Origin of the sequence: Paenibacillus sp. NPDC058367 (assembly GCF_042723305.1) — a bacterium.
Classification (GTDB): domain Bacteria; phylum Bacillota; class Bacilli; order Paenibacillales; family Paenibacillaceae; genus Paenibacillus_AQ.
The window spans coordinates 324843-338212 of sequence record NZ_JBHXIZ010000001.1 but is presented as its reverse complement, the minus strand read 5'-3'; the positions used below and the strand labels follow the sequence as shown (position 1 = coordinate 338212).

Here is a 13370-nt window from a genome sequence, read left to right as displayed (position 1 = left end):
TTCCTAATTGACGATAATATGGGAAAGGAGTGATGAGCTTGTCGCGGGAGATCGAGCAATTTCAAGTACAGCGTGTGATTGGGAACAACGTTGTAATGGTTCAGGGAAGCAAGAACGGCAAGGAATATGTCATTATCGGTAAAGGCATTGGTTTTGCTGTGAAAGGTTCAGGTGTGATTGAAGGAAACGATCCTCGTATTGAGAAATTGTTTCGTCTAGAAGACCGCGAATCCTGGAGTCAGTATCAAATATTGCTGGAAGACATAGATCCCAAAGTGATGAGAATAACTGATGAAATAATTGCTGATATCCAAAGTCAATTTCCTGACAAATTAAACGACAAGATTTATTTGGCACTCCCGAGCCACATTCAGTTCACCATTTACCGTCTGCGCAACGGAATGGATATTATTAATCCTTTTTTACAAGAAACTAAGATGTCTTTTCCGAAGGAATTTGATATCGCTTACAAGGCATCAGAGAAGATCAATGCTGAATTTCAGGTGCAAATTCCCGAAGACGAGGTTGGATTTCTAACTTATCATGTGTACTCCGCAGTTAACAATGTATCGGTGGGTCAGTTAGTAAAAGCATCTAATATCGTGAGTGAACTTCTAGACATGATTCAGCAAGAACGGAATATAACTTTTGAGCATGGCAGTATGAATCATATTCGATTAATGATCCACTTGCGGTTTTCGCTGGAACGTATTTTAAAAGGATCACTAATAGATAATCCTTTTGTGAAACATATTAAGAAGGAATACAAAGAGGAATACAAGTTATCTCAAAAGCTCGGTAAAGTGATGCAAAAATCTCTTGGTGTAGATATCCCGGAGGAAGAGCTGTGTTTCCTGGCGATGCACTTACACCGATTATTTCAGACTTTAGTGAAACAAAACTAACATCTTTAGAGGAGTGGAGCATATGTTTTCCAAATGGAAATCAAAAAAAGAAGAGAAACATACTGGACATACAATCGAAATCATGGCACCAATCAGTGGAGAGGCAGTTTCATTAACAGAGGTTCCGGATGAAACCTTTGCTGGTGGTCATATGGGTAGCGGAGTTGCAATCAGACCTTCCGAGGGGATCCTAAAGGCTCCTTTTGATGGCACGGTTGCTCATATCGTGAAATCGAGTCATGCAGTTATTCTGGAACATTCCTCCGGTGTGCAATTGCTGTTACATATCGGAATCGATACTGTCAGTCTTAAGGGCAACGGATTTGTTAGTCATATTGCCTCTGGAGATCAAGTGAAGGCAGGTCAAACCTTAATCGAATTTGATCTGGATGTTATTCGCGCAGCAGGCTGTGACACAATTTCACCTGTAATCGTGACTAGTACGGAGGAAACACCACCTCAAGTGAACGGACATTATGGTCAGGTTACAGCAGGACAGGATCTGATTCTTACCGTGGCTTCAAAGTAATAAGCTAATACAGCATTACTACTATTGAATCGAAAGGATGATATTGTTATGTTGGCTTTTCTACAAAAATTAGGTAAGTCGCTAATGCTTCCGGTCGCAACCATGCCAGCGGCAGCTATTCTTCAAGGGTTTGGATTGCTTGACTATGAAAAAGATTTACATCTAGGATCAGCAGTTGGGGGATTCCTGAACCAATATTTTGCTCCATTTCTAAACGCCGGTGCGGGTGCTATCTTTGGAAATCTTGCCTTGATCTTCGCAGTTGGGGTTGCCATTGGATTTGCCAAGGACGCCGTAGCAGCCTTGTCAGCAGTAATTGCATATTTGGTACTGACTAAGATACTAGCTGTCGTACCCCTTCAATTCTCCTTCATCAATGATGATGTAGTGTTGAACATGGGTGTGCTTGGAGGTATATTTGCCGGTGCTTGGGCAGCATTCCTATATAAGAAATATCACAATATAAAGATGCCAGATTGGCTTGGATTCTTTGCAGGTAAACGTTTTGTTCCAATCATTACCGCAGCTTCCACGATGGTCCTTGCAGTATTAATTGGGATGATCTGGAGCCCAGTTCAAGATGTAATTAGTGATTTCGGAAACTGGGTTGTATCCCTTGGTGCAGTTGGAGCTTTCATCTTTGGTACAGCTAACCGCTTATTGATTCCGATTGGACTTCACCACGTACTTAATACGATTGCTTGGTTCCAAATTGGTGACTTTACGAATGCTGCTGGTGAATTGGTACACGGTGATTTGTATCGTTTCTTCGCTGGAGACAAAACGGCTGGGATGTTTATGACTGGCTTCTTCCCAATCATGATGTTTGCGCTTCCAGGTGCAGCACTTGCATTTATTCATACCGCTAAGCCGGAAAAACGTAAAATGGTTGCTTCCATCTTCATCGGTTCTGCCATCGCTTCTTTCTTAACAGGGATCACAGAACCACTTGAGTTCTCCTTTATGTTCTTGGCACCAGTGCTGTACTTAGTGCATGCTTTACTTACTGGTTTCTCTATGGCGTTAATGTACATTCTAGATGTTAAGCTTGGTTTCGGCTTCTCCGCTGGTTTGATTGACTACCTAATAAACATGAAGCTATCCACCAATGCATGGATTCTTATCCCTGTAGGTCTGTGCTTCTTCGTACTGTACTACGTGTTGTTTCGCTTTATCATCACGAAGTTCAAGCTTAAGACCCCTGGTCGTGAAGATGATGATGATGATGCGCTTGTAGCAACAACTGGAGGTAACACAACAGGTTCAGCTGCTTCTTCCAAGGCTGCTCAAATTCTTGAGCATATCGGCGGACCTTCAAACATCGAAAATATCGACGCTTGTATTACACGCCTACGTCTGATTGTTAAAGACGAAAAAGCCGTTAAAGATTCCGCACTGAAACAACTCGGTGCTTCCGGTGTGATGAGACTTGGTCAAGGTGCTGTACAAATCGTATTTGGTCCGAAATCGGAGCAATACAAAGAGGAAATCGAGAAGTTACTATAACTTAACGTACTCCGTTTAAATTTATTAGCAAGGGCTAGTCCGCATACTAGCCCTTGTTTTTTTGTATACTTACAGGGATAAAGTGTTGCAATATACATAATACCTAGTATAATACTTGGTATAACCATACAAAGGAGTCGGTACATATGTCAGTCGACGATTATCTGGACCTTTTAAATTATGCCAAAGCAATTAACGATGGACAGTGGCAGGCTGACATCATAGAGAGCTTAAAGAATCTTAACACAGTATCGGAAGAACCTCAGGTTCAAGAAGAAAGTGTGATAGAATTATGGTCACGGTTTGATTCCGTTAACATATTGATCATGAAGTTGTTTGAGAAGCTGCGTAAGAATGAAGAATCAGATGAAGTGTTACATTGGAAAGAACAACTGCTGGAGCTTAAGCTGGAGCGGAGTATTTTGTCCAAGAAGATTCTTAACCGATATATTCGAATTCGATAATTGGGATCAAAATAGATAGGTAAGACCAATAATGAAGACAGTTACCTTATTAATTAGGGGCTGTCTTTTTGTATGTTTTATAATGGATTATGATAATTATGAAGAATTCTGATACAAAAATGTACTGACAGTCGTCTTACTTATAGCTGCAGCTGATAAGGAGGATTTACACGATGGAAATTCCGGAATCTGAAATTTTTAAAACAATATTTTATGAACATTACCCTGTTGTCCGCCGTAAGCTTACCGCTTTGGTACGTGATGAATCGGCGGCTGATGATTTAGCTCAAGAAGTTTTTCTGAGATTGTACCGTAATCCACCAGATGATCCAGCAGCGCTGGGTGCCTGGCTTCATAGAGTCCTTACTCGTATTGGATATGATTATTTGGACAAAAAAGCAAGGGAACGGCGACTGCAGAATAAACAAGAGCAGCTTTATGATGCTAGTGAATCTCCCCCTTCAGGTGAAGAAGTTATTATTAGTAAGCTAGATCAGGAAGATGTACACATCTGGCTGAATGAATTGCCTGAAAGAGACAGACAAGCGCTTCTTCTTCGCTACTCGGGGTACAGTTATGTGGAAATCGCGGGAGAGCTTGGAGTAAGGCCTCCAGTAGTAGGGACCCTGCTTCACCGAGCGACAGAGAAACTAAGACAAAATGCAACGAAGGCGATACCCCAGACGAAGTAGACTTCTTTTGAGGAGAAGTTAAGAAGTAATCTTTAAAATCAGGAGGTACAATAATGAATAACTATTCAGGAAAGCAAGATAAAGATAAGCAAAGTACAGACGAAGCCTGGGCCAAGCTACAGAGTAAGTTAGAGAATGAGCCTTATAATCCTCAATGGACAAAATGGAGAAAAAATACGGAAGCCCAAGTTGAGGATTCTGTTAACTTAAGTCAGCCAGAAAATCTTGAGAACCTTGAATCAGAGTCAACACCAACGGTAGTACAGGACATACTTGTAACTACCCATGATAAGAAAGTACAACGTCCGCGTCGGCTGCGTATGAACCGTCGTCGGAAGCTAGGAGTTGTAGCTGCGAGTGTAGCTGTTTTTGCAGTCATACTCGCGACCCCAATAGGAAACACAGCAATGGCATCCATTCTGAATCAGTTCAGGATGGAACAGGTTACGGTTGTTCATGAGAGTGATCTGCGTAATATTTTCACACAGGTGGCTGAAGACGGTGAACTTAATCGATCAATTAATCAATTCGGTGAGTTTACAAACGCTAGCGGGGCTTACATTGGTGAGTTGCCTGCGGATCAACTGAAGGCTACCCTAGGCTATCCAGCGAAAACCGCTGCTTTAGTGGAAGGGCATAATTCAGTTACGGTGGGTGCTTCACAAGATATCACGCTTAATCTGAAAGTGGACGAAGTGAACAAAGCCCTGAAGAAAATTGGAGCAGAACATCTGCTGCCCGAATCGATTGACGGTAAACCAATTACACTTCATATCCCGGAATTTGTGAATTACAATCTCTCATCTGACGAAACACACTGGGCAAGTCTGTCGCAGATGAATGCACCTGTACTTAACGTTGATCCTTCTATTAAAGTGGAAGAGGCTTTGGAAGCTGTAATGAATTTCCCACTGCTCCCAGATTACTTGAAGACTAGCTTAATGCAAAGCAGGGTCTTATCCGGAGAAATCCCAATGCCGTTAATCGCTGGTGAAAATACGGAGCAAATAACTGTGGGTGACACTTTAGTTATAGTTGACAATTATGAATACAGCCGCGGTCCTGTATATCAAGCCACATGGATTCAGGATGGACAGCTATTCAATTTGTCAGGTGAGCTCTATTCGAGTAAAGAGAAGCTTATCACCAAGGTTCAGGAGCTGATTGAATCATGAGTACTGCAGCAATTGAAGCCAAGTCCCTAACTAAAGAATATGATAACGGACGCGGTTGTCGAAATGTAAGTATTACTGTAGGGAAAGGGGAAGCCTTTGGCTTCCTCGGCCCTAACGGTGCAGGTAAAAGCACCTTTGTAAAAATGCTTGTAGGTCTTATTCATCCATCAAGTGGCAGTGGAACTCTGTTCGGGCATAAGATTGGTTCGCTAGAAGCTAAATCACTAATCGGTTATTTACCCGAATTGTATCGTTATCAGGAATGGCTAACGGGTGAGGAGGTAGTGAGGCTGCATGCAAGACTATGCGGAATGCAGCGGTCTGTGGCAGATAAGAGAATTCCACAACTTCTTGATGAGGTTGGAATTGGTAAGCGCGGACGTGACCGAGTGAAGCATTACTCTAAGGGAATGCAGCAAAGACTGGGTTTAGCTTGTGCACTTGTTAATGAGCCGGCTATCGTATTTTTGGATGAGCCCTCATCGGCACTAGATCCAATCGGACGTCAGGAAGTCAGGCGTATATTACAGAATCTAAAAGAAAAAGGGGTTACGATATTTCTAAACTCTCATCTGTTAGAGGATGTTGAAGTACTTTGCGACCGAATGGCGCTACTTAATAACGGAGTTATTCTCCGGCATGGTAAAGTGTCCGAGGTGTTAAACAAGCGTATGAGCTGGCGATTTAAAGTAGGCGGCTTTGCGCCTATTTTATTGTCGTGGCTAAAAGATCAGACAGGCTTGCAGATCCGGGTGTCTTCCCATACCGAAGAATCCATAGACAGTAGTAGGGTTTGGTTGGAAGCGGAGCTGGAAAGTGAAGAGCAGGTGGGTTGGCTGAATACACTGATTATAGAACAAGGGATGACCTTATATGAAGTTTCACATCAGCAAGAACGTCTGGAAGAGTGGTTTATGAATGCTGTATCAGGACTAAGCCACAGAGGTGAACACGAATGAGAATTATAATGGGTATGACCTGGAAAGAACTGATGCGCAAAAGAGTAATGGTGCTGACATTAATTATGACCGTGGTCTTTCTTATTGGGTTTTGGTTTATTGCGGGTACGATCGGGCAAAGTTCTATGTCTCACGGATCGAGTTTTCCTAGCGGAGAAGAACTCCTTATTCGTTTTACAAATGGTTTATTTATTTTATCGTTTGGATTTTTCTTCGGAGCATTTGTAATTGCTTTTTTAGCAATTTTTAGTTCGTTTTCCGCCATTTCAGGTGAGGCAGAGCAGGGAGTGATGCAAGCCTTGCTTCCAAGACCAATTCCACGCTGGAAATGGTACGCAGGTCGCTGGCTTGGTTATGTAACACTAGGAATAGGTTATGCACTTATTTTATTTGTTTCTATATTGCTAATTACGCAAGCCCATACCGCAATTCCAAGAGATGGATTAGCGTTATTTAAATCATTTTTGCTCTTTTCTTCCATCGTACCGTTGCTAATAACTGTTTCTATGCTGGGTTCAGGATTCTTCTCAGCCCTTGGGAATGGAGTCTTTATGACGATGCTTTATGGAGCAGGATGGCTAGGAGGAATGATTGACAAGGTAAGTAGTTCTTTATTATCTAAGCCCGAAGCACTCAGCACTCTAAATAATATGACGGGTATAATGTCCTTACTTATGCCTGTAGATGGGTTACAGCGCAGAATGACTGCTGAACTGTTTAGTATTAACGAAATGAACGGAATGTTTAACGCTTCCAATAGTCTGTTTGGGTTAGATAACTTCACCTCAGTCCCATCTAATTCATTTATCGTCTATGCGATCTTCTATACACTAATCGCGTTCTTAATCGGATTGTATCGTTTTCAACGGAAGGATCTATAGCAGTTTAACAATATATCGAAGAACTTAAAATGCCCTTTTTGTTGCCGGATTTACGGAACAAAAAGGGCTCTTCAAGTTAGTATAAGTCGGATTAATTTGTAACACCAAGCTCAATCCAGTCTGTAGACCAATTTCCAATTTCACCAAGTATAGGAGCCAACGCGGTTCCTTTTGGAGTAAGGGAGTACTCAATGCGTACTGGCATTTCTGGATATACGGTTCGCTCAATAATACCTTCGATTTCCATTTCTTTTAATCGGTCAGATAACACTTTACCACTTAGATTGGACAGACAGCTTTCTATTTCGCCAAAACGACGTGGACCTGGCATAAGCACGAAAACGATCAGCGCGACCCAACGTTTACTTAGCAAGTCTACCGCTTTTTCAAAGCGAGGACACATGTTGAAATCATTCATAATATCACCTCGACATTCATTATATCATAAACTTACATAAAGTAATTATAAATATTTAAAGATATATTATAACTTGACGAAGTTATATTACAATGATAAACTTACTTACAAATAGTTACTTATATTTTAACTAATATTCGATCCTTATGTATAGCTATAGCTATACCAGATGAAATTGAGGAAGGTGTTACACATGACAAAACCAGATATTATTTCTATCCTACAAAATAAAATTACTCGGATTCCTTTAGAAAACAGTACAAATATATTAGTTGGACCGATTACTTTACCCGTGAATTTAGACGGAGAGACTGTTACTTTTAAATGGTACAACTGGCTGAACACTACGGATGCAGAGCTTCTTGGTGATAATAGTGAAGCAACAGCCGCTTTGATTTCAAAGTTACCATCCATGAGCCTCGCAGATGGTCAGCAATCCAGTGTTTTAGTATATGGTGATTTCGAAGGCTCAGATGAAGCATTGATTCGGATGCACAGCATTTGTCATACCGGCGATATTTTTGGCAGCAAACGTTGTGATTGTGGCTTCCAACTGCATCAGTCCATGAAAATGATTGTCGAACACGGTTCAGGTGCGTTATTCTATCTTGCTAACCATGAGGGTAGAGGCATTGGACTGTTTAGCAAATCTTTAGCGTATCTTTTACAAGAAGAAGGATACGATACAGTTGAGGCTAATTTAGAACTGGGTTTTTCTGATGATTCAAGAAATTATGAAGAAGCGATCAGCGTTCTACAACAGCTACGTCAAAAACCAGTCACGTTAATTACTAACAATCCGAAGAAACTGGAAGCTCTCAAGACTGCAGGTATGAATGCTGTGAAAAGAGTAGCGCTGTGGGGAGATGTATCTTCTTTTAACGAGAAATACTTACGCACCAAAGTGGCTCGTTCAGGACATTTAGAGGCAGTGAAAGAAGGGAATCCAATTGTAGGAAGACTGGCTAAGTAAAAATTGAGGTAGTGCTTTTGCACTTCTTCAATTATAATGGGTTACTGGAACCCAACTTTAAGCTTAGTGAGGTACAATATGACTGCTATTCAAGTACAAGACTTACGCAAAACATTCAAAGTACAAAAAAACCGCGAAGGTCTCAAAGGGGCCTTCGCTGATTTGTTTAAAAGGGAGTATACGGAAGTAACTGCCGTGAAGGATATTTCCTTTTCCATTCCCGAAGGTGAGATTTGTGGTTACATCGGCGAGAACGGTGCTGGGAAATCAACCACGATCAAAATGCTCACGGGTATTCTCGTACCAACTTCAGGAAATCTTACGGTGGGTGGTTATGTTCCTTATTTGGAGCGCGAGAAATTTGTGAAAAATATAGGTGTGGTGTTCGGGCAACGCAGCCAGCTATGGTGGGACATTGGGGTCATTGAATCCTTCCAGCTGCTGCGCAAGGTATACCGGGTATCTGAACAAGACTTCAAGAAACGGCTGGATGAATTAGTCGAACGATTGCAGTTGCAAGAACTACTGAATCGTCCTGTTCGTAAGCTCAGTCTCGGTCAGCGGATGCGTTGTGAATTAGTCGCAGCATTACTTCATAACCCTTCGATTGTATTTCTGGACGAGCCAACCATTGGTTTAGATATTGTGGTGAAGTCAGAGATCCGTGAATTCCTTAAAGATATGAACCGTGAGCATGGAACAACCATACTGTTGACTACACATGATCTGCAAGATATTGAAGCCCTTTGCTCGCGGGTGATTATGCTTGACGATGGTCGAATTATTTATGACGGCGGCCTAGAAGATCTGAAACAGCGCTGGGGAACCGGACGTGAAGTTCAATTTCAATTCGGAAATGCAACGAAACGGCAATTGCTTGAGCTTTGGACTGAAGGGATGCCGGTTACTTGGTCTGCAGACAACGATCTTGGAGCATCGGTTTGGATACCGCTGGATATAAATGTATCCGATGTTTTGGGACGGGTAGTAGGGAAAGCCGACATTACTGATATCAAAATCATTGAGACGAATACGGACGATATTGTTCGCAGTATTTATCAATCCGGGTCTGCGGATAAACCAGAGAAACAAGCTGCCGCTCTGAAGGATGAAAGAGAGGCTTTACATGTCTGATAAGCTTAATGCTGCAACAGCTATGTCTTCGTCCTCAGGAGGTTCGTCTTCAGGTGGTCCTCCAGAGAATAGTCGTAGATTACTATTTGGGGCGTACTTAGATTTTATACGGATCCGGTTCCTTACCATGCTTGCTTATCGGATTAACTACTACTCAGGTATTCTTATCTATTCACTGAATATCGGGGTTAACTATTTCACATGGATGGCCATCTATGGTAATGGGGATTCACTTGGTGGCTTTACCGCAACGCAAATGACGTCTTATGTCGCTGTTTCTTGGATGGCTCGTGCGTTTTATTTTAATAATCTAGATCGCGAGATCTCTACGGATATACGAGACGGAAGTATCGCTATCCAGTTTATAAGGCCTTATAACTATGTCTTAGTCAAAATGATGCAAGGACTCGGAGAGGGAATGTTCCGCTTCCTCTTGTTTATGATTCCGGGTATGGCTATAGCGATGTTGTTGTTCCCGGTTCAATTACCGACAGCACCATCTGCTTGGGCGGGTTTTCTTGTAATGCTCTTTTTCAGCTTTTTGATTAATTCACAGATCAATATTATTACTGGGCTCTCGGCTTTCTTTGTTGAGAATAATGAGGGCATGATGCGTATGAAGCGGGTAATTGTTGATCTGTTCTCTGGTCTGATCGTGCCGATCAGTCTGTTTCCTGACTGGCTATCTTCTATACTTAAGGTGCTGCCGTTTCAGGCGATTACTTACTTGCCAGGTTCTGTATTTACAGGACGGGTGCAAGGGGTTGGGATTTGGAATGTACTAGGGATACAGATCGTTTGGTTCCTGGCATTACTGATTCCAATTGTCTGGTTATATCATGCGGCGCGGCAGCGTCTCTTCGTGCAGGGAGGTTGAGGAAACGTGTATTACCTTGGATTATTAATTGAATACATTAAAAACTATATGAAGTCCCGGCTCACCTATCGCGCCGATTTTTGGGTAGAGGTCATATCAGATTTGCTCTTTCAGGCTACAAACTTTATCTTTATACTAGTAATTTTCATGCATACGGATAGCCTTGGCGGCTGGAATCAGAACGAAGTAGTGTTCGTCTATGGGTTCTTTATGGTGCCTTTTGGGGTGTTTAGTTGTTTTGTGAATCTATGGGGATTTAGTGAGCGTTATATCGTCAAAGGTGAGATGGACCGTATTTTGACACGTCCGGCGCATAATCTGTTCCAGATCTTCTTGGAAAATGTTGATCCACCAGCACTAATGGGCTCATTCATAGGTATTATTATTATGGCCATCAGTGGTAGTAATCTGGGTCTTCCCTTTGAATGGTGGACGATACCGGCTCTGATCATTCTTACATTAAGTGCCGTCGCCATCTATACTGGGATTTATACAACATTGACTTCATTGTCTTTCTATTCCGATGCACCAACGGGTATTCTTCCTCTAATGTACAATATTCAGACCTATGGCCGTTATCCGGTAACGATTTACAATCGTGCTATTCAGGTACTTCTAACTTGGATTATCCCGTTTGCATTCGTCGGAGTTTATCCAGCAGCGCTCTTCCTGCAGCGTGAAGAAATGACGAGCCTGGCGCTGATGACACCTGTTGTAGGTGCGATATTCCTTGGGATTGGTCTGTTAGCTTGGAGTTATGGGGTTAGAAGATATAAGGGCGCGGGATCTTAAGCTAAGTTAGTGTCTTCTTAAGTTGGAAAGGCTACCTTCGGGTAGTCTTTTTTTTCACTCCTAATTCATGAATATGCTAAAATCATTAATAACTACAATGGGGAGGAATCATAAATGAATGTGTTAAATATTTTACCATCACCCGAAAACTTAAAAAAACTCATGAAAATACTTGCTTCTCTAAATATTGTCCTATGTCCAGAGGAATGGCTTCGCTATCATAGTTTTGTTTCTGAATTCGATAAGAATGTTTCCTTAGCATCGATTGACAATGGATCAGGTGATCATTTGTTTATTATTTTTTCACCTCAAGGAACGATAATTAAAGGATTTGATCATGAGTCAGAAGTAAGTCCATATGCGCGCGACGAACATGAAGTTTGGCCAGGAATCTATGAAGAAGTCCCGACCTCACTATTGTCTTTACTGGAAGATGAGGCGATAACAAAGGATGATGTTACTTTTTGTTTTTGGCGTGAAAATAATGACTTGACGTGGCAAAAGGGGAAGGTAGAGATTCCAGCGGGGACAGAAGATGGTTCGGACTTTTTGCTAGGAACTATTTTCCGCACAGCTGAGGATTTTGTGGAATTTGCCGAAGGTTATTTTGAACTCACACTCCCCTTAGAGGTTGTTGCACAAGTTTATGAGGGTGCAGCTATTACGAAAGAGATGATTAAAGCGTTAAATCCTGATGGTGATATTGAGAAAATCCTTCAGGAGTTAGCAGAGCTAGACTCTTAGGTAATTATCGATTTTGAAACAAAGGGGGATGCGAAATAAATGAAGGGCTGCCGATAGGCAGTCCTTTATTTATTGATCGGAAGTATTTCTTAATGAGGAGCGAAGATAGGAAATAAAAACAGAATACTTTCTCTTTATCAAAGTTTTATTTACATATATCATTTTACTAAAGATACAAGTGAGAGGGATAAAACTTTACATAATTCAAGCGATCTTAATAACTCTCAAATCAATTTCGTGAGTGTGAGTTAGGTTCCAGAGTAGAGTATTTGGAGTGGAAATATTAAAATATTGTTTTTCAAAGAGGGGGCAGTTTGTTATATGTTTGGAATTATGGCTATTTCCGGCCTGTCTTTTCTTCTAGTGGCGATATTTACGCCGTTGTTGATCTGGACACTGCACAGGCTGAGGCTAACGCTGCCAATTCGCTCCGAGTTACCAGCGGATCATCAGGCCAAACGTGGTACACCGCTTATGGCAGGGTTGGTCCTGCTTATCGGGATAGCGATCTCGTTACAGTTTCATCCCGGACCTCTAATGTTACTCTTATGCGTCACGTTTTTGTTGTTCAGCTCAGTCGGATTTCTCGATGATTTCAAAAAGGCTTTTTGGCAAAATCCGTCCGGCATCACCGGTCGCTCAAAACTAGTGTTACAATTTATTTTTACTGGAATCATTTTGTATATGTTGTTCCAATCGTTCGGTCTGACGAGCGATATTGTGTTATTTCAAGGGCACTATTTGCAATTGCCTTTGTACCTTTATGTCGGAATCATTTTGCTGTTTGTGGTGGGCTCCGCAAATGCCATCAATTTTACGGACGGTCTTGATGGGCTACTGATCAATGTAGCCATTCCAACGTATTTTTTCTTTTTTATGATTTCGGACAAACCTGAAGTGCAGACATTTTCCCTTGTCATGATTGGCTGTCTGCTGGGGCTGTTCCTTTACAATATTTATCCGGCAAGAGCGTTTATGGGCGATACAGGTTCACTAGCGATTGGTGGTTCCCTTTCCATTTTAGCTGTCATTGAGAAGGTCGAGCTTTTGATTCCGATTTTGTTTTTCGTCTATTTTGCGGAGCAGTTGTCGGTCATATTACAAGTTTGGTACTATAAACGAACTAAGCTGCGGCTGTTCCGAATGGCTCCGATTCATTACCATTTCAGTTTAAAATACGGATGGAGCGAAAATAAAATCGTGATGATTTTCGGTTTCATTTCGTGGGTATCCGTACTGATTTGCTGGTTAATTTGGAAATATCTCATGCACTAAATTAATTTTACATTTACAAATCTATAAAAGTAGATATAATGAAATG

General features: G+C 41.6%; 15 protein-coding genes. 14 read left to right on the top strand and 1 reads right to left on the bottom strand.

All coding sequences use genetic code 11. From position 1 onward, the window contains the following. The first annotated feature begins 32 nt into the window (after positions 1-32). The 8 genes from ACFWMP_RS01505 to ACFWMP_RS01470 all read left to right on the top strand — a co-directional run bounded on the left by ACFWMP_RS01505 (position 33) and on the right by ACFWMP_RS01470 (position 7111). A complete protein-coding gene (locus ACFWMP_RS01505; protein ID WP_042187757.1) occupies positions 33-905 on the top strand; it encodes a PRD domain-containing protein in 873 nt (290 codons plus the stop codon). Positions 906-927: 22 nt separating this feature from the next. After that, a complete protein-coding gene (locus tag ACFWMP_RS01500) occupies positions 928-1434 on the top strand; it encodes a PTS sugar transporter subunit IIA (protein WP_042187759.1) in 507 nt (168 codons plus the stop codon). A 48-nt stretch (positions 1435-1482) separates the two neighbouring features. Next, positions 1483-2940: an N-acetylglucosamine-specific PTS transporter subunit IIBC gene (gene nagE, locus ACFWMP_RS01495; RefSeq protein WP_379423468.1), complete on the top strand. Its 1458-nt coding sequence runs from the start codon at positions 1483-1485 to the stop codon at positions 2938-2940. 146 nt (positions 2941-3086) lie between these two features. Further along, on the top strand, positions 3087-3404 hold the full coding sequence (locus ACFWMP_RS01490) for a hypothetical protein (RefSeq protein ID WP_042187762.1): 318 nt from the start codon (positions 3087-3089) through the stop codon (positions 3402-3404). Between the two features lie 173 nt (positions 3405-3577). Continuing rightward, complete coding sequence (locus tag ACFWMP_RS01485; protein ID WP_379421743.1) at positions 3578-4096, top strand: sigma-70 family RNA polymerase sigma factor; 519 nt, start codon at positions 3578-3580, stop codon at positions 4094-4096. 53 nt (positions 4097-4149) lie between these two features. Continuing rightward, the gene (locus ACFWMP_RS01480; RefSeq protein ID WP_379421742.1) at positions 4150-5271 is read left to right on the top strand and encodes a hypothetical protein; all 1122 of its coding nucleotides are present in this window, start codon (positions 4150-4152) and stop codon (positions 5269-5271) included. After that, the gene (locus ACFWMP_RS01475; protein WP_042187768.1) at positions 5268-6230 is read left to right on the top strand and encodes an ABC transporter ATP-binding protein; all 963 of its coding nucleotides are present in this window, start codon (positions 5268-5270) and stop codon (positions 6228-6230) included. The genes ACFWMP_RS01480 and ACFWMP_RS01475 overlap by 4 nt, the downstream gene beginning before the upstream one ends. Continuing rightward, entirely contained in the window at positions 6227-7111 is an 885-nt protein-coding gene (locus ACFWMP_RS01470) for an ABC transporter permease subunit (RefSeq protein ID WP_042187770.1), read from the top strand. The genes ACFWMP_RS01475 and ACFWMP_RS01470 overlap by 4 nt, the downstream gene beginning before the upstream one ends. Positions 7112-7202: 91 nt before the next feature. Here ACFWMP_RS01470 and catR read toward each other — a convergent pair whose 3' ends face one another. Continuing rightward, complete coding sequence (gene catR, locus ACFWMP_RS01465; RefSeq protein WP_042127276.1) at positions 7203-7529, bottom strand: catDE operon transcriptional regulator CatR; 327 nt, start codon at positions 7527-7529, stop codon at positions 7203-7205. A 193-nt stretch (positions 7530-7722) separates the two neighbouring features. On the opposite strand from catR, the gene ACFWMP_RS01460 reads away from it, so the two are divergent. The 6 genes from ACFWMP_RS01460 (at position 7723) to mraY (ending at position 13324) form a co-directional block, all read left to right on the top strand. Beyond that, positions 7723-8502: a GTP cyclohydrolase II gene (locus ACFWMP_RS01460; RefSeq protein ID WP_042187772.1), complete on the top strand. Its 780-nt coding sequence runs from the start codon at positions 7723-7725 to the stop codon at positions 8500-8502. 78 nt (positions 8503-8580) lie between these two features. Further along, positions 8581-9636: an ABC transporter ATP-binding protein gene (locus tag ACFWMP_RS01455; protein ID WP_042187774.1), complete on the top strand. Its 1056-nt coding sequence runs from the start codon at positions 8581-8583 to the stop codon at positions 9634-9636. A 127-nt stretch (positions 9637-9763) separates the two neighbouring features. Beyond that, a complete protein-coding gene (locus tag ACFWMP_RS01450) occupies positions 9764-10513 on the top strand; it encodes an ABC transporter permease (RefSeq protein ID WP_042193809.1) in 750 nt (249 codons plus the stop codon). 48 nt (positions 10514-10561) lie between these two features. Then, positions 10562-11305 (top strand): ABC transporter permease, encoded by a 744-nt coding sequence (locus ACFWMP_RS01445; protein ID WP_179085851.1) that lies wholly within the window; start codon positions 10562-10564, stop codon positions 11303-11305. Between the two features lie 114 nt (positions 11306-11419). After that, on the top strand, positions 11420-12049 hold the full coding sequence (locus ACFWMP_RS01440) for a hypothetical protein (protein WP_379421741.1): 630 nt from the start codon (positions 11420-11422) through the stop codon (positions 12047-12049). A 321-nt stretch (positions 12050-12370) separates the two neighbouring features. Beyond that, a complete protein-coding gene (mraY, locus tag ACFWMP_RS01435; RefSeq protein WP_379421740.1) occupies positions 12371-13324 on the top strand; it encodes a phospho-N-acetylmuramoyl-pentapeptide-transferase in 954 nt (317 codons plus the stop codon). Positions 13325-13370: the final 46 nt, after the last annotated feature.

Bases quoted from the DNA above. Each gene is read 5' to 3' on its own strand.
- ACFWMP_RS01505 (WP_042187757.1), top strand. From the start codon at position 33: ATGAGCTTGTCGCGGGAGATCGAGCAATTTCAAGTACAGCGTGTGATT.
- ACFWMP_RS01500 (WP_042187759.1), top strand. From the start codon at position 928: ATGTTTTCCAAATGGAAATCAAAAAAAGAAGAGAAACATACTGGACAT.
- nagE (WP_379423468.1), top strand. From the start codon at position 1,483: ATGTTGGCTTTTCTACAAAAATTAGGTAAGTCGCTAATGCTTCCGGTC.
- ACFWMP_RS01490 (WP_042187762.1), top strand. From the start codon at position 3,087: ATGTCAGTCGACGATTATCTGGACCTTTTAAATTATGCCAAAGCAATT.
- ACFWMP_RS01485 (WP_379421743.1), top strand. From the start codon at position 3,578: ATGGAAATTCCGGAATCTGAAATTTTTAAAACAATATTTTATGAACAT.
- ACFWMP_RS01480 (WP_379421742.1), top strand. From the start codon at position 4,150: ATGAATAACTATTCAGGAAAGCAAGATAAAGATAAGCAAAGTACAGAC.
- ACFWMP_RS01475 (WP_042187768.1), top strand. From the start codon at position 5,268: ATGAGTACTGCAGCAATTGAAGCCAAGTCCCTAACTAAAGAATATGAT.
- ACFWMP_RS01470 (WP_042187770.1), top strand. From the start codon at position 6,227: ATGAGAATTATAATGGGTATGACCTGGAAAGAACTGATGCGCAAAAGA.
- catR (WP_042127276.1), bottom strand. From the start codon at position 7,529: ATGAATGATTTCAACATGTGTCCTCGCTTTGAAAAAGCGGTAGACTTG.
- ACFWMP_RS01460 (WP_042187772.1), top strand. From the start codon at position 7,723: ATGACAAAACCAGATATTATTTCTATCCTACAAAATAAAATTACTCGG.
- ACFWMP_RS01455 (WP_042187774.1), top strand. From the start codon at position 8,581: ATGACTGCTATTCAAGTACAAGACTTACGCAAAACATTCAAAGTACAA.
- ACFWMP_RS01450 (WP_042193809.1), top strand. From the start codon at position 9,764: ATGCTTGCTTATCGGATTAACTACTACTCAGGTATTCTTATCTATTCA.
- ACFWMP_RS01445 (WP_179085851.1), top strand. From the start codon at position 10,562: ATGAAGTCCCGGCTCACCTATCGCGCCGATTTTTGGGTAGAGGTCATA.
- ACFWMP_RS01440 (WP_379421741.1), top strand. From the start codon at position 11,420: ATGAATGTGTTAAATATTTTACCATCACCCGAAAACTTAAAAAAACTC.
- mraY (WP_379421740.1), top strand. From the start codon at position 12,371: ATGTTTGGAATTATGGCTATTTCCGGCCTGTCTTTTCTTCTAGTGGCG.